The following is a 14,702-nucleotide window of genomic DNA, read 5'->3' as shown; positions in this document are numbered from 1 at the left end:
TTTTTTATCCATGACAGTAAAGACCAGAAAACTGTTTGCTACCGCTATGGCGGTAATGGTTGTATCCGAGTCGCTGCTTGCTCAAACAGGCGGTGGAACAACAGGGATCAACGCGGCAACTTCCTCGCTGACCAGTTACATCGATCCGGTTTCGACCCTAACCCTTGCCATTGGCGCAGTGGTGGGGATCATCGGCGGGGTTCGTGTGTACATCAAGTGGAACTCGGGTGATCAGGACATCAACAAGGAGCTTATGGGCTGGGGCGGTTCCTGCCTTTTCCTGGTACTCGTATCCGTGGTCATTAAGGCCTTTTTCGGCGTTTAGTATGCGCAGGTATGCAATTTACAAGGGGCTCGAGCGGCCCCTTGTTTACCGCGGGTTTAAAGGCAAGTTCATCGGTTGGGGGATCGGATCACTGGTGATCGGACTGGTAGGCGGAGGCCTACTGGGCGCGCTCAGTAGTATGTACCTCGGCGCCGTGGTGACGCTTGCTATTATCGCAGGTGGACTGACCTTTACCTTTCAGCGCCAGAAAGGCGGCCTGCATGTTAAAATGCGCAGCACAGCGCTATTTGTTCACCAAGCTAAGCTGAAACACTATGGCAAAACAACATCGCGAAACCTTTAAGTTGCCCTACATCGGGATGGAAAAGCAGGGGAGCCATACGCTACTCTACGGAGAGAAAGGGGAGTTTTCGGTGCTGCTGCAGATGCGTAACCTCGCCATGCAGCATGGCGCCGATCCGGAGCCCTACACAGCTTATCACCAGCTGTTACTCAACCTAATCAAGATTTTGGGCGAAGGACATATCATCCAAAAGCAGGACGTGTTCTCGCGCAGGAAATATGACGCGCCACAGGCCGCTGAATTTCTTCAGCAGAAATACAATAAACATTTTCAGGGTCGAGCCTATACCGATCTATCGACCTATCTCATTATCACCAAACAGATCAAAAAGGGTCGTTTTTATGTATACAGTCCGAAGGCTTTGCTCGATTTTACCCAGCAGGTGGATAAGGTGATTGATCTACTGGAAGGGGTAGGGCTTAATCCCAAACCGCTGGATGAACAGCAAATTAATCGCTACGTGAGCCAAATGCTAGCGATGGATTTTAGTTCGGATAAGATTGTACTGGATAATATCCGTGCGGGCGATAGAAATCTGCTCGTCGGCGATCGCGCGCTGCGCAGCATTAGCCTAGTAGATACCGACACCATCGATCTGCCCGAGGATGCTGCAACGCATGGCACTCGGCAGGAGGATGGCAACCTGCGTAATTTTCCGGAGGATAACTTTTCCTTTCTTCACGAGGTGCCGGATTATCACTGCCTGATTTATAACCAGCTGGTGGAAATTCCTGCTCAGCAACTCACTTTGAACAAGCTTCAACTCAAACGTAAGCGTCATTCGGGCGTGCCCGACCCGGCCAACCTGATTTGCGTGGAAGATATCGATCAGCTGCTGGTGGATGTATCGCGAGAGAATCAGCTGTTGGTGCATGCGCATTTTAATATGCTGATCTGCGCCGATACGGATAAGATTGCTAAAGCGGGAAACTACATAGAGGCGGCACTTTTTCAGCAGGGAATCATTCCCTCGCGAAATGCCTACAACCAAATGGAACTTTTTCGTACCTGCCTGCCGGGTAACGGTGTGGAGTTGAAAGCCTATGACTGGTTCCTGACTACATCCGATGCAGCGATCTGTTTCTTTTTTAAGGAATACTTGCAAAAGGATGAGCAGTCAGATTTTCTTATTCGCTTTACCGATCGGCAAGGTATTCCAGTTGGTATCGATCCTTCTGACCTGCCCATGCGAACGGGCCGAACCAATAACCGATCGCGTTTTACGCTTGGACCTAGTGGGAGCGGTAAATCCTTCTACATGAACGCGCTGTTGGAGCAGTATTGCCTATATAACATGGACGTAGTGATCGTAGATACCGGAGATAGTTATTCGGGACTTTGCAGCTACTACGGTGGGAAGTACATTACTTACACCGAGGAGAAGCCTATCTCGATGAATCCCTTTGCCATCTCCCAAAAGGAGTATAATTTGGAAAAGAAGGATTTCCTGAAGACGCTGATTGCTTTGCTTTGGAAAGGGCCTGAGGGGCAGCTAAGCCAGATCGAGGATACCGTGCTTTCTAATGTGCTTTCTTCCTACTATTATGCTTATTTCTGGTCGGATGAAGATGCTGACGCTTCGCGACCGAAGGTGTTAAACTTTGATTCCTTTTATAGCTACTCGGTAGATCGGATCAGCGAGATTACGGCGCAGGAAGCGATCACCTTTGATCTAGACGAGTACCGCTATGTGCTGCGTAAATTCCATACAGGAGGTGAGTTTGGTACGGTGCTTAATGAGCAGGCGGATGCTTCGCTTTTTTTTGAACCTTTTATTGTTTTTGAAATAGATAACGTGAAGGAAAATAAGGTTTTATTTCCAATCGTAACGCTGATTATTATGGATGTTTTCCTGCAAAAGATGCGACACCGCCGTGACCAGCGCAAAGCCCTTATCATCGAAGAGGCATGGGTGCGACGAGATGTCGCATAAGTGATTGTCTGGCATGACGACCAGACCCGCTGTTTCGTCAGCGGTAACCTACCGACACATGCATCACTGGTAACGGTGTTGTGTGAAGCTGTCGGGACAACGAACCCTTCCTGAAAAGGAGGAGCTGAAGCCGTGAGGTGGAGCAACGATCCCCAGTATCACGGGGTCTGGGTGCAAGGTTGGGTGGTATGGCTAACATAAGTGAACCGTCGTTTGAACCGCCGTAACTTCGAATAAGCCAAAAGATACTGATAGGCTTTAACCCAAAATGGGACGCAGTCGGCTACCCCCGTCCATGCATGGGGTACACGAACAGAGCACTGCCGGTGGATAGACGGAGCCTAACCCACCCATACGTCACTTATGCGGAACTCGGTAAGCCCGTACCGTCCCTGTCATGGCTGACAGGAAAGCAAACCGCAAGGCAAGCCGATGGCGGTGCGGGTAAAGGAATGTAGAGAAAGCGAATGCCATCCTGTAATGGGATGGATAGGAGTTTAAACGTCACTCCACGCGAAAGCGGGCAGACTTCTACTCGGTAACTTATTACAGTACACTTTTAGAACTTTCAAAGGAGGAAAGCAAATGAACGTAATTAAAAAAGCGTGTGCACCTGCCGACATGGCAAACAACTGGGACAGCATTGACTGGGACAGATGCGAAGCACGTGTCCGAAAGCTGCAAGCACGTATTGTAAAAGCTCAGAAAGAAGGCAGACATAACAAGGTGAAAGCCCTGCAATGGATGCTGACGCATTCGTTTCACGCCAAAGCTATGGCGGTGAAGCGTGTAACTTCAAACAAAGGTAAAAACACGGCAGGTGTAGACCGAGTACTATGGTCTACGCCAAATGCCAAGTATCAGGCAGTTAGTGACCTGAAAAGACGGGGATACCAACCTCAACCGTTAAAACGAGTAAACATTGTCAAGAAGAACGGGAAATTACGTCCATTGGGGATACCGACTATGAAGGACAGAGCTATGCAGGCACTATACCTGATGGCACTGGAACCTGTATCAGAAACTATGGCTGACAGCCATTCTTACGGTTTCCGAAAGGAACGTAGTACAGCAGATGCCATGGCTCTCTGCTTCGGCTTGCTCTCAAAGAAGGTCTCTCCACAGTGGGTTTTAGAAGCCGACATCAAGGGATGCTTCGACCACATAAGCCACGACTGGTTGCTGAACCATGTCCCAACGGACAAGTTAATGCTCCAAAAGTGGTTAAAGAGTGGTTTCATTTTTGAAAAGAAGCTGTTCCCTACGGACGAAGGAACCCCACAGGGAGGTATTATTTCCCCGACCCTTGCCAATTTGACCTTGGATCGTTTGCAGGATCTACTTGCACAGAAGTTCAGGAAAAGACAGGTGAACTTGGAAATCATAAATCCAAAGATACACCTTGTACGCTATGCCGATGATTTCATCATAACGGGAACGAGCAAAGAACAGCTCGAAAACGAGGTATTGCCACTTATCAAGGAATTTCTTTCTGAAAGAGGTTTAGAGCTTTCAATGGAAAAGACCAAGATAACGCATATAACCGAAGGATTCGATTTTCTGGGCTTCAATATCCGTAAATATGAAAACGGCACGCTACTGATCAAACCGTCCAAGGACAGTCTGAAACGTTTCTCCGATAAGGTGGCAGACATTATCAATGCCAATAAAACAAGTCGGCAGGACGTACTCATTAGACAATTGAACCCGATTATAATGGGATGGGCAAACTACTACAAAAGCTGTGTAGCATCCGAAACTTTCAGGAAAGCAGATTACCTGATATTCCAAAAACTGTGGGCGTGGGCCATAAGAAGGCATCCTAAAAAGGGGAGATACTGGATTTCATCTAAGTATTTCCGCAAAGTCAAAAACAGAAACTGGACGTTTGCAGTGGATACACCCGATTATAAGGGTAAGAACGAAGTTTTCTCTTTTAAAAGGATGTATGACACTAAAATCCTCCGTCATGTTCAGATTAAGCAGGATGCTAATCCCTATGACCTTGAATGGAAACCTTACTTTGACCAAAGGGAGGCATATAAAATGCTCGAAACACTTGGTGGTAAGAAATCCCTGCTACAGTTATGGAAAAGGCAAAACCGTGTGTGTCCCTTCTGCGGTAAACTGATTGGACGTAATCTCCAATGGGGGACTTTAGCCCTCATGGAAAATGGTCAGATGAGAAATTTCCTCGTCCATGACGAATGCCGCAGGAGTTATCACCAATTAAAATTGAAGTTATGATGAGCTGCTTCCTATACAGGAATTTTAAGTTGCTTGAGCCGTATGAGGGGAAACTCTCACGTACGGTTCTTAGGGGGGAAGGCGGGAGCAATCCCGCTGACCTACCCGACAAGGCTATTGCCAGTCCGCTGATGGCGGGCTACATTTTGTATCTCTACAAAACGGTTCGGAAATTCTGGGGCGAGGTGATTGTGGTGACCCAAGAGCTGGGCGACATCTTGGGCAATCCGGTGGTCAAGGACAGTATCCTTGCCAACTCGGATACGATTTGCCTACTGGATCAGTCTAAGTTCCGCGAAAACTACGATGCCATTGCCAAACTGCTTTCTATTACCGAGACTGAGCGCCGAAAGATCTTTACGATAAATCAGCTGGACAACAAGGAGGGACGTGGACGATTCAAGGAGGTCTATATCCGCAGAGGATCCACAGGCGAAGTTTATGGCGTAGAGGTTTCGCTCGAGCAGTACCTTACTTATACAACAGAGAAACCGGAGAAGAACGCCGTATTGACTTATGTCGAGGTGTATAAAAACTACCAGCAAGCACTTGAAGTATTTGTGCAGGATATGAATGCTAGCTCCTTATCACTAGGCGATTTTGTGAAGAAAGTCAATGCGCTCGGAACTCCGCTTTCCAGCACGGATATAATCCACTAACATGTTAATCAATAGCTATATGAAACAGTTATTTATCTTTTTATTCGCTCTATTTTGGGCGCCGCTCTTGCGCGCGCAGATCTATATTGATCCGGCAGTAGCGGCGGCAACGGCCGTGCATTCAGGCATTATTGACCAGCAGCTAGACAACACCAACGAGCGGTTGACGCTTATCCAGCGTGGGCAGCTTGCCGTAACGGGGCAACTGGTTATCGTGAATGATATGCAGGATAAGATTTACAAAGGGCTGAGCGAGGTTTCTGCGATCATGCGAAACCTACTAGCCATAAAGGATATTACCCAGATCGGAACTGATATATTGCGGGACACCAATAAAGCGATCACGCTTGCCGGTAGCAATCCTACGCTGCTGTTATTTGCCGAGCAGGGCGCGATGGAATTTAAGAACCGCTCCATTGCGCTCGCCTCAGAGGTAACAAGCTTTGTGACCAAAGGCGGTGCAAATAATCTCATGGACTCAGGCGAACGGGCGAAGCTGCTCAACAGAATCGTCTCGGAGATGACCATCTTGCGCGGAGTGGCATACGGAATGTACCGAGCCATGTACTGGGCAAAACAGCGCGGCATCCTGCAATCGCTGAACCCTTACGCAGGCTTTATTAATATGGATACCCGCATTGCGGACGATATTGTTCGCAACGCCAAATACCTCCGGCAATGAGATGGATTTTAATTATTATAATCTATTTGCTTATAGGTATTAAAAGTTCCTATTCTCAACTGAATGTGGAACTGATTCACCAGCTGGTTGCCGAAAGTAAATCGGAGAATGAAAGGCAGAATGAGGCTTTTAGCCGGCAGACGGTAACCACGGCAAATGAGGAGGTAAACCGCGGAAAGACGGCAACCTTCAAGCAGAAATACAGGCGTTTGCAGCAACGTTTTCATACGCTTGGTCTAGTGATCGATGCCGCGCAGATCGGCATGCAGACATGGCCGATCATCGCTGATATCCAAAATCAGCAGGCACGAATATTTACGCTGGCAAAAGACGACCCTATCCTGATTGCCATGGCTTATCAGGTAGAGCTTGACCTTTTAGGTAAAGCCACACAGCTCAGTAGCTATCTGTACGCATTGCTGATTTCTATCGGTGACGTTAACCAGATGAAGGCAAGTGACCGCAAGATGCTCTTTGGCCATGTGCTCACCGAACTGCGACTGATTGCGGGAAGTTCAAGGGGACTTGCAAATTCCATGTACCAGCAGCAATTGCGGCATGCTAGTTCAGTAAACAATCCATTTTCGGCCTTTGTCAATCGAGACCGGCAGCTGGTCGACAATATACTTTCCAAGATTGATCAACTTAAATAGTAGTGCATATGGGTTTGGCTAAATATTTAATAATATGTGCGATATATTTATTTGGTTTACATGTGACCTTTGCGCAGAGTTACGTTACGATCGTCTACGATGCCAAGCATCTAGCAATCGTTGGTGAGAACGCAGCGGTACGCTCGGCTGCTGAACTTACGCATCATGAGTACCTCAAGACGATCAATAATCGGCTGGACGACATCAATATCAACCTTTCCTCGGTAGTGATGGTGCAGTGGATGATTCATGGCGCGCTGACTGAGGTTGACCAGGCCTTGAAGAGCGGTCTTATGCTCAAGCAAGTCGGATCGATTTCCTCAGAGATCATTGAGGAGTGTAATAGTATATTGGAAGCGGTCAAGGGCTCTCCGCATCTAATACTTTTCGCTGAGGATGTAACCATGCAGATGAAAGATCGAGGCATTCGGCTGGTTTCCGAGGTTTCGGACTTTGTGCTTAAGGAGGGCAGTAATGTACTAATGGATTTCGAGAAGCGGGATGCGCTACTGGCAAAGATACTTTTGGAGCTGCGCGTTATGCGCTCACTTTGCTTCAGTGTGCACCGAGCAATGTATTGGGCGAAGCTTCGCGGTATACTTCCTGCGCTGAATCCTTTTCAATCTTTTATCAATCGAGATAGGCAACTGGTGGATCAAATCATTTTTCAGTATAACCTTTTAAAATAAGTTTTATGTTTAAGTTATTTAAAGTAATGCTTTATATATTACTCTGTGCTTTCTCCTTTGATCTGCATGGTCAAAACGTGAAGTACCAGACGGATAAGCATGTGGTCAACCAGCAGGAACGGATGGTATTTAAGCAGTGGCACCGCAAAAAGTTTACCCCCACAAGGGGATTTCTGAGCCTGAACTATCAGTATTGGCTCACCTGGGGACTGCATCCCAATTATCCCAAGACGGATCTTAGGCCGCTTAGTGCTGGTGGGCCGCAATCCCGAAGATTGCTAATGGTAGCTGCCATGAAAAGCACGGAGGAGGCCTACAAGCTCCATGCGGATACCTTGCGAAATACGGCCTTAAGCGAGACCGCTAATTATGCGGGAATCGCCTCCCAGACCGATCCCCTTTGGCAGCTCTACTATAAAAAGGAGTTTCAAGATTTACTGGAATTTAACGAGGCCGATCTTTTTGCAGGACTTGAACCGTCCGTGAAGGATTACGTCGAGCAGGGCGGATCAGCCGATTGGTATCGGAAAGAAAGCCAGATGCTCCGCGAACGGCTAGAAGCAGTGCGAACAACCAACCTCGATCGGGGATCGCGGATAATCGCCTATCACCGTATGCTGGGAGAATATCGAAAACTACTGGCTATCTGGGAGACGAAGCGGCAGCGTGCATCGCTGTATCTGTCCATCAAAGGTAAGGTAAACGCGCTGCAGGAAAACAGTACGGTGGCCATGGCGGCCCGAGGTAAATCGGATCTGCAAATTGCCGACGATATTCTTTCACGCGCTAAATTATAACCCAATGAGCTTACTATCCATTATGGGCATTATGCCGTTACTGCAAGTGCAAACGGTGCCGGATTCCTTCAAGGATTCGTTTAATTTCCTGCAAGGGAATGGGATCTACGAGGAAGGAATGATGCACTTTTTAAAGCAGATGAAGAACACGATCTGGACGCATTATGACGCCTTTACTAGCGATGCACAAGCGCTCAGCGCAATCTTCATGCTGATCTTCTTTTCTATCCGGGCCTATGAAATGATGGCCGGAGACAAGCAGTTGGAGGTTATGCCGCTGCTGCGCCCCTTTGGACTCATCATGGTGATCCTCTGGTGGCCGACTTTTATGCGCGTTGTGGCCTATCCGACGGATATTGTCGCAGTCAAGACCGAGGCGATGTTCGATGGTAGCCAGACGGAGATCAACAACCTTCGTTTGCAACGTGCTAAACTCATGGCAGACCTTTCCAATCAGATTATGACTGTACAGGCAGAGGCCGAGACGGCAAAGACCGAGGCAGATACTTGGTACGAAAATGCCTGGGAATCGGTGCAGTCTAGCGTCAAGGAGGGCTTTGCTTCGGTATGGAACCCAATTGTAGAGATGCGGAATCGCCTGCAGGCGGGCTTTCAGTTAATGATGACTTCGCTCGTCGAGACGTTGGCCATTTGGCTGCTACGGATTTGCGTTTACGTGATATTTATTATTCAGATCATCTTCTCAACAATCTTAATTATTCTTGGTCCTTTCGCCGTGGCAGCAAGTATCCTTCCAGCATTCCGCGATTCCTTTTCAACCTGGATTGCTCGCTTCGTCTCGGTGAACCTATATTCCGGCGTAGCCTATCTGGTGATGTATATCGCTTCGCTTTTCCAGCATTATGCGATGGAAGCCGAGATCAGCCGCTATCAGGTATTGGTCGGAACGGATGGCGCGGATCTGGAAAAGATAGCTTGGTTCCTTGGAAATGGTTTGCTGTCCTTTGGTATCGTGATCGTCACCTTTGTTATTGGTGCCCTGACCATGCTTACCGTCCCAAGTATCTCGACATGGATTGTCTCGACTTCGGGGGCATCTTCCGCGGCTTCTACCATGGGACGCCATGCGCCAATGATGAGCGGGCTTGCGGGAAGACTTCTTGGTAAATCTAAATAGCTGCTATGATTATTAAAAACATCGAGGGTAAGGTACGCCTTGCCACTTTTATTGCAGGGGGAAGCCTCGTCGCATCCCTGCTGATCAGTATGATCGTTTCTTTTTTTGCCTACATGCAGGTAGCCTCGGCACGGCAGAGCATTTACATCATGGATTCGGGGAATGTCCCGATGCGCGCCTCACAAACCGATGTGCAGATGAACCGTGCAGCAGAATACCGCTCGCACATTGGACGCTTCCATAGTTTGTTCTTCTCCTTAACGCCGGACGATAAGTTTATTGAATATCAGATGAAGCAGGCAATGTACCTAATTGATGAGAGTGGTGCATTGCAGTATAACAATCTTAAGGAGAAAGGCTTTTTTAACTCTATTCTTTCCTCCAGTGCCGTGTTGACCATTCGTACAGACAGTATCGTGCTGGATCTACCGAGCCGTTATTTCCGTTTCTACGGCACCCAAAAGATTGATAGGCGTAGTTCGACCATCACACGTTCCCTAGTCACCGAAGGTTACCTGAGTGATCTAGAGATTCGATCGGAGAACAATCCCCATGCGATACTGATCACCAAATGGAAAACACTGGAAAATAAAGATCTACAAAATGTCCAAAAGAATACACTCTAATCCCCTAGAAGATAGGTTGTGGTATGAATTGCAGAGGAAGTTTTCGCTCGTGCTCACTCGCTATCCAGCTTATCTTTTTGCAGGAATGCTACTCTGCATGGTGATTTCCGCTGTTTGGGTGTTTAGCGTGAGAAAGGTAAATAAGAATGTTGCTGCCTTTGAGCCGCGTTCTTCGCTCGTTGTGCTTGACACGCTTGGTGCCAAACTGCCCTCCATTGCAGAAACCTATGGAGCTCTTAACCGGGTGCTAGCATTACAATCTGAAATAGGGGCGCTGATCGAAAAGGATAGCCTGAGCTCCTCGGACAGTATTGCACTTATTGCTGCGCTTGAAGAGTTTGAATCCCTTCAGCGATCTATGCAATCTAAAAATAATTTACCATGAAAATAGATGTTAATAAACCGCGGTACGTCGTGCCGCTAATCCTGCTTCCCTTTTTGTTTATCTTCTTTTATATCTACAAGTCTACTTTCGATAAGCAGGAGCTGCCTCAAGTGGGCGAGGACTCCCTGCAGACAGGCGTTGCCGATGTATCGGATCAGGTGCGCCAGAAAGCACTTTCGGGAAAGCTCGATGCTTACCGGAACCAGTATCGTCAGGCAGATGGTTATACCGCTGTTGGGTTGATCGAAGAAGAAGAAACGGAGGAGGAGGTACCGGGGACGCTTTACAATATGCGCGAGCGGCAAATGCTCGACTCAATTGATCGCGCCATGAAAAATAGGTATAGCCCAGCGCAGGAAAAAGGATTTCCAAGTGCAACCACGCAAAGAGCCTCCTTTGATGTGGAAGATCGCACGATGGAGGAAGCTTTGGCAAGGCTGTCCGCTCCACCGATCTCAGCTCCTGCCGAGGCGAACAAGGTTGGCGATGACCCCATGGACCTTTTTCGCAGGCAAATGGCGCTGGTTGATAGTATGGGGAAAGCAAACGATCCTGATTACCAGGCCGAGCAGCAGCGGAGAGATTTGGAGCAAGAGCAATTGGCTTTAAACAAGTCCCAACCTGCGTTAACGGTCAGTAAGGCTAAGGGACATACCGATGGCTTTAATACGGTCATCCCCGCGAAATCGGAAACCCTTATCTCGGCCATAATCGATCAAAACATCACCGGTTATGTTGGTTCGCGCCTGCGTATACGGCTGCTGGAAGACATCGTGGCGGGCAGCGTGCCGATAAAAAAAGGTAGTTACCTCTATGCACAGATCTCCGGATTTACAGGACAGCGCGTTAACCTCACGATTACCTCAGCCATGATCGGCGAGCAAATTCTGCCCATCAATCTAGAGGTTTACGACCATGATGGCATGCGCGGGCTTTTCGTGCCGGCTTCCGAGTTTCGGGAATTTACCAAGGAGCTTGGCGGTAATGCCTCGCAGGGCATCACCATGCAGCAGATGGAAACTAACAGCCAACTGGCTATGAGCATGGTGCAGAAAGTGTTCCAGTCTACCAGCACAGCGGTCAGTAAGATGATCCGCCAGAACAAGGCCAAGATCAAATACAGCACAATCGTTTACCTGATTGATCCCCAGCAATTAAAAACGCAGTTCTAAATTTATTCACATATTTTTCTATGAAATCATTTTTGCTATCTATGCTGGCATGCTTTGCCACGCTTTCCCTTTTTGCCCAGCAGCCAGAAACTTTCAGAAGTCAGTTGCCGCAGATCTTGCTGGAAAAAGAGGTGTCGCTTCACATCCTTTCACCCGAACCGATCAGTTATGTGGACATTTCCTCGAGCCAGGTGATGGGCGATCTCCCACAAGAAAATGTGCTCCGCTTAAAGTGGAAGCCTGATTCCTTAGCGGAGGAATCTTCCGACTCTGAAGGAAGTCTCGGCGTGCTTACCGTGGTTGGTGAGAGCTTTATGGCGCAGTATGAACTTTCCTTCAGCGACAGGGCAGGCAGTTCTTTTATTCCGGCCAGTTACAGCATTTCGCCTGAGGAGATCAAGCCGCTGGTCGGCAAGGCTTCTATTCCAACAAGTGAACTTCGTAAGCATGTCCTTGCGATGCTTTCCAGTCGTAAGCATCGGCCGCTGCGGAAGATTAAAGCACATGGCGTGGCGATGCAGTTAAATGCCGTCTACACGGTCGGTGATCTCGTACTACTAGATATTACGGCCACTAACAGCACAAATTTAAGCTATGATATTGACCAAATGCGGATGAAGATCGAAGACCGCAAGATCACCAAGGCCACCAATGTGCAGGCTATGGAGGTGGAACCTATCTGGCAGCTCTATGGGCACGGGGCGTTAAAGCGAAGCTTTCGGAATATCTATGTGCTGAAAAAAATGACCTTTCCGGCGAATAAGGTATTGCATATTCAGCTGTCAGAAAAGCAGCTTTCTGGGCGAACGCTTGATCTGAAAGTCAAGTACAAGGATATCCTTGACGCCGATACATTTTAGGCAAAGCTGCTGATAGGCTATTGTTTGACCTTAGAACTAATTTATATGGAAGAATCTAAAGAGCAGCAGTCCATGCACCGCTTTTTGCAGTTTGGTATTTATTTGCTTGTACTGCTCGATATCTTGTGTTTTGTTGGTGCTGACTATATTTTAGAGCTTGCTGGAAGCGCTCGTCACGCCACCGCAATGATCTTGGCAAAGCTCCTGGCATTCAAGATTTACCAGCATCCATTCTACTCCAAGCTCTTTACGCTTATGATTATTGCACTGGTATCGATTGGAACGTTAAGTCGTAAAAAGAAGGATTTGGAGATTGGAAAGGCCATTGCTTTACCTTTTTGTTTGGGGCTGCTTTTTCTTCTACTCTCTATTTTGGTTTTTAATCAGCTTGGAGATACAACTGTCGCTGCGATTTCTTGGTTTAAAGGTGCATATGTACTGCTTACCATTGTGGGAACAATCCTGCTACATTTAGCACTAGACAATATGTCCAAAGTGATCAGCACAAGGCTGGGAAAGGATCGCTGGAACATCGAAGGGGAATCCTTTATGCAGCGCACCAAACCCAAGGTCGGACGCTTTGTGGTCAACATTCCGATGCTGTTCTACTATAAAGGGAAAGTGCGCAAGGGTTATGTGGTGCTGGAGAATGTGTTTCGCGGGACGCTACTGATCGGCACCCCGGGTAGCGGGAAGAGTTTTGGGGTGGTGATGCCGGTGATCCGCCAGTTTGTGGCGCTGGAATTTACTATGCTGATCTATGACTTTAAGTTTCCCGATCTGGGAAAGGTGGCCTACTATCACTACCTGCTGGCTAAGCAGGAGGGTAAGTGCGAGGACTATGACTTCCATGTGGTCAATCTCACCGAGCCCGAGAAGAGTAGGCGACTTAACCCTTGGCGCAGCGAGTACCTGCAATCTTTGGCTGATGCATCCGAAACAGCCGAGGCACTGGTGGAAGCGATGAAGAAAGGGGATAAGTCGGGGGGGAGTGACCAGTTTTTTACCCAATCGGCGATCAACTTTCTAGCTTCCTGTATCTATTTCTTTGCCAAACACGAAGGAGGGCGCTATTCCAGCTTTCCGCATGTGCTGGCCTTTCTCAACCGGTCTTATGAGGAGATCTTCACGGTGCTTTTTTCAAATCAGGAACTAGAATCCTTGCTTTCTCCCTTTATGACGGCCTTCAAGGCAAGGGCCTTTGACCAGCTCGAAGGGCAGGTGGGAACACTTAAGGTGTTTATCAGCCGCCTAGCTACTAAAGAAACCTTTTGGGTGTTTTCAGACGATGATTTTGAGTTAAAGATCAGTGACCCGCGCAACCCGTCTATCTTGGTATTGGCCAATGATCCTAACACGCAGAGCATCAACTCGGCCTGTTACTCGGTCATTTTAAACCGTATCACGCGCTTGGTAAACTCCCGAGGAAATAAACCCGTGGGATTAATTATCGATGAAGCGCCGACGCTATATGCGCACAAGATAGAAAACTTGATCGCTCAAGCGCGTAGTAATCTGGTCGCTGTGCTGCTGGGGCTGCAAGAGTTACCGCAGTTTAAGCAGCAGTACGGCAAGGAGACGGCAACATCGATTACTGCAGTAGTGGGCAATGTACTTTCTGGATCGGTGCGTAATAAAGAGACGCTAGACTGGCTGGAACGCATCTTTGGTAAGGTGAAACAGGTTAGCGAAAGCCTATCCATAGATCGGACAAGAACGTCGGTATCGATTTCCGAACGACTGGAACCGCTCATCCCCGCGGGAAAGATTGCCGCCCTCAAAGCAGGGGAGATTGTCGGTATGCTGGCCTCGGACGCTGTAGAGGATTACACAGGCAAATATGAGCCATCAGCGATTAACTGCCGGATCAATTTAGATGTGAACGCGATCAAGCAGGAGGAAGCGCAATATCGTGAACTACCGGTGTTTTATGATTTTGCTGGCAAAAAGGAGGAAATCCTACTGGCTAATTTTGCCCATATCAACTCCGAAGTCGCAGAGATTGTGATGGGATATCGTCCAGCGAACAATGCATAGTTCGCGAAAATGGATAGCTTAATAACGTATTTCTGTTTGGAGGTACAGTTTTGATTTTTTTTCCTTTTGATATTGGTGTTTTCAATATAGGCTCAGTGTAGACAGATCAATCTACATTCCATGGTTGACGGGTCAAAAGGCCTTAACTGGTCCACCGTTGTATGTTTTTACAAAGCTTGCAGGTGAAGAAGCTGA

16 protein-coding genes are annotated in these 14,702 nt (G+C 47.9%); all 16 read left to right on the top strand.

The window, feature by feature from the left end:
* Positions 1 to 10 precede the first annotated feature (10 nt).
* The 16 genes from DI53_RS18055 to DI53_RS17985 all read left to right on the top strand — a co-directional run bounded on the left by DI53_RS18055 (position 11) and on the right by DI53_RS17985 (position 14,507).
* Entirely contained in the window at positions 11 to 325 is a 315-nt protein-coding gene (locus DI53_RS18055; protein ID WP_037503095.1) for a DUF4134 domain-containing protein, read from the top strand.
* A 1-nt stretch (position 326) separates the two neighbouring features.
* Positions 327 to 629, top strand: coding sequence for a hypothetical protein (locus DI53_RS18050; protein WP_037503090.1), 303 nt, complete (start codon positions 327 to 329; stop codon positions 627 to 629).
* On the top strand, positions 601 to 2,562 hold the full coding sequence (locus tag DI53_RS18045; protein ID WP_052072558.1) for a TraG family conjugative transposon ATPase: 1,962 nt from the start codon (positions 601 to 603) through the stop codon (positions 2,560 to 2,562). The genes DI53_RS18050 and DI53_RS18045 overlap by 29 nt, the downstream gene beginning before the upstream one ends.
* Positions 2,563 to 2,861: 299 nt before the next feature.
* Positions 2,862 to 3,020, top strand: coding sequence for a hypothetical protein (locus DI53_RS20405; protein ID WP_157836798.1), 159 nt, complete (start codon positions 2,862 to 2,864; stop codon positions 3,018 to 3,020).
* A gap of 127 nt (positions 3,021 to 3,147) precedes the next feature.
* The gene (gene ltrA, locus DI53_RS18040) at positions 3,148 to 4,809 is read left to right on the top strand and encodes a group II intron reverse transcriptase/maturase (protein WP_037503086.1); all 1,662 of its coding nucleotides are present in this window, start codon (positions 3,148 to 3,150) and stop codon (positions 4,807 to 4,809) included.
* Entirely contained in the window at positions 4,806 to 5,468 is a 663-nt protein-coding gene (locus tag DI53_RS18035; RefSeq protein WP_241462474.1) for a TraG/VirB4 family ATPase, read from the top strand. The genes ltrA and DI53_RS18035 overlap by 4 nt, the downstream gene beginning before the upstream one ends.
* A 1-nt stretch (position 5,469) precedes the next feature.
* Positions 5,470 to 6,150 carry a hypothetical protein gene (locus DI53_RS18030; protein ID WP_241462473.1) on the top strand — a complete coding sequence of 227 codons (681 nt, stop codon included), beginning with the start codon at positions 5,470 to 5,472 and terminating at the stop codon, positions 6,148 to 6,150.
* Positions 6,147 to 6,803, top strand: a complete 657-nt coding sequence (locus DI53_RS18025) for a hypothetical protein (protein WP_037503084.1) — start codon at positions 6,147 to 6,149, stop codon at positions 6,801 to 6,803. The genes DI53_RS18030 and DI53_RS18025 overlap by 4 nt, the downstream gene beginning before the upstream one ends.
* 8 nt (positions 6,804 to 6,811) lie before the next feature.
* Complete coding sequence (locus tag DI53_RS18020) at positions 6,812 to 7,492, top strand: hypothetical protein (RefSeq protein ID WP_241462472.1); 681 nt, start codon at positions 6,812 to 6,814, stop codon at positions 7,490 to 7,492.
* A gap of 293 nt (positions 7,493 to 7,785) precedes the next feature.
* Positions 7,786 to 8,289 (top strand): hypothetical protein, encoded by a 504-nt coding sequence (locus tag DI53_RS20205; RefSeq protein WP_131555368.1) that lies wholly within the window; start codon positions 7,786 to 7,788, stop codon positions 8,287 to 8,289.
* A 4-nt stretch (positions 8,290 to 8,293) separates the two neighbouring features.
* Positions 8,294 to 9,427 carry a TraJ family protein gene (locus DI53_RS18010; protein WP_037503082.1) on the top strand — a complete coding sequence of 378 codons (1,134 nt, stop codon included), beginning with the start codon at positions 8,294 to 8,296 and terminating at the stop codon, positions 9,425 to 9,427.
* 5 nt (positions 9,428 to 9,432) lie between these two features.
* Complete coding sequence (gene traK / locus DI53_RS18005; protein WP_037503080.1) at positions 9,433 to 10,053, top strand: conjugative transposon protein TraK; 621 nt, start codon at positions 9,433 to 9,435, stop codon at positions 10,051 to 10,053.
* Positions 10,031 to 10,438: a hypothetical protein gene (locus DI53_RS18000; RefSeq protein WP_131555366.1), complete on the top strand. Its 408-nt coding sequence runs from the start codon at positions 10,031 to 10,033 to the stop codon at positions 10,436 to 10,438. The genes traK and DI53_RS18000 overlap by 23 nt, the downstream gene beginning before the upstream one ends.
* Positions 10,435 to 11,610, top strand: a complete 1,176-nt coding sequence (locus tag DI53_RS17995; protein ID WP_037503075.1) for a conjugative transposon protein TraM — start codon at positions 10,435 to 10,437, stop codon at positions 11,608 to 11,610. The genes DI53_RS18000 and DI53_RS17995 overlap by 4 nt, the downstream gene beginning before the upstream one ends.
* 20 nt (positions 11,611 to 11,630) lie before the next feature.
* Positions 11,631 to 12,470 carry a conjugative transposon protein TraN gene (gene traN / locus DI53_RS17990; RefSeq protein ID WP_037503073.1) on the top strand — a complete coding sequence of 280 codons (840 nt, stop codon included), beginning with the start codon at positions 11,631 to 11,633 and terminating at the stop codon, positions 12,468 to 12,470.
* A 45-nt stretch (positions 12,471 to 12,515) separates the two neighbouring features.
* Positions 12,516 to 14,507 (top strand): type IV secretory system conjugative DNA transfer family protein, encoded by a 1,992-nt coding sequence (locus tag DI53_RS17985; protein ID WP_037503070.1) that lies wholly within the window; start codon positions 12,516 to 12,518, stop codon positions 14,505 to 14,507.
* Positions 14,508 to 14,702: the final 195 nt, after the last annotated feature.

Origin of the sequence: Sphingobacterium deserti (assembly GCF_000757725.1) — a bacterium.
GTDB classification, from domain to species: Bacteria; Bacteroidota; Bacteroidia; order Sphingobacteriales; family Sphingobacteriaceae; genus Sphingobacterium; species Sphingobacterium deserti.
Note: the sequence above shows the minus strand (reverse complement) of the source record. Positions and strands in the feature narration are given on the sequence as shown.

What these genes read in the sequence shown, in the direction of transcription:
- DI53_RS17985 (WP_037503070.1), top strand. Translation starts at nt 12,516, where the DNA reads ATGGAAGAATCTAAAGAGCAGCAGTCCATGCACCGCTTTTTGCAGTTT.
- DI53_RS18000 (WP_131555366.1), top strand. Translation starts at nt 10,031, where the DNA reads ATGTCCAAAAGAATACACTCTAATCCCCTAGAAGATAGGTTGTGGTAT.
- DI53_RS18020 (WP_241462472.1), top strand. Translation starts at nt 6,812, where the DNA reads ATGGGTTTGGCTAAATATTTAATAATATGTGCGATATATTTATTTGGT.
- ltrA (WP_037503086.1), top strand. Translation starts at nt 3,148, where the DNA reads ATGAACGTAATTAAAAAAGCGTGTGCACCTGCCGACATGGCAAACAAC.
- DI53_RS18010 (WP_037503082.1), top strand. Translation starts at nt 8,294, where the DNA reads ATGAGCTTACTATCCATTATGGGCATTATGCCGTTACTGCAAGTGCAA.
- DI53_RS18025 (WP_037503084.1), top strand. Translation starts at nt 6,147, where the DNA reads ATGAGATGGATTTTAATTATTATAATCTATTTGCTTATAGGTATTAAA.
- DI53_RS18050 (WP_037503090.1), top strand. Translation starts at nt 327, where the DNA reads ATGCGCAGGTATGCAATTTACAAGGGGCTCGAGCGGCCCCTTGTTTAC.
- DI53_RS18055 (WP_037503095.1), top strand. Translation starts at nt 11, where the DNA reads ATGACAGTAAAGACCAGAAAACTGTTTGCTACCGCTATGGCGGTAATG.
- DI53_RS17995 (WP_037503075.1), top strand. Translation starts at nt 10,435, where the DNA reads ATGAAAATAGATGTTAATAAACCGCGGTACGTCGTGCCGCTAATCCTG.
- DI53_RS18035 (WP_241462474.1), top strand. Translation starts at nt 4,806, where the DNA reads ATGATGAGCTGCTTCCTATACAGGAATTTTAAGTTGCTTGAGCCGTAT.
- DI53_RS20405 (WP_157836798.1), top strand. Translation starts at nt 2,862, where the DNA reads ATGGGGTACACGAACAGAGCACTGCCGGTGGATAGACGGAGCCTAACC.
- DI53_RS18030 (WP_241462473.1), top strand. Translation starts at nt 5,470, where the DNA reads ATGTTAATCAATAGCTATATGAAACAGTTATTTATCTTTTTATTCGCT.
- DI53_RS18045 (WP_052072558.1), top strand. Translation starts at nt 601, where the DNA reads ATGGCAAAACAACATCGCGAAACCTTTAAGTTGCCCTACATCGGGATG.
- traK (WP_037503080.1), top strand. Translation starts at nt 9,433, where the DNA reads ATGATTATTAAAAACATCGAGGGTAAGGTACGCCTTGCCACTTTTATT.
- traN (WP_037503073.1), top strand. Translation starts at nt 11,631, where the DNA reads ATGAAATCATTTTTGCTATCTATGCTGGCATGCTTTGCCACGCTTTCC.
- DI53_RS20205 (WP_131555368.1), top strand. Translation starts at nt 7,786, where the DNA reads ATGAAAAGCACGGAGGAGGCCTACAAGCTCCATGCGGATACCTTGCGA.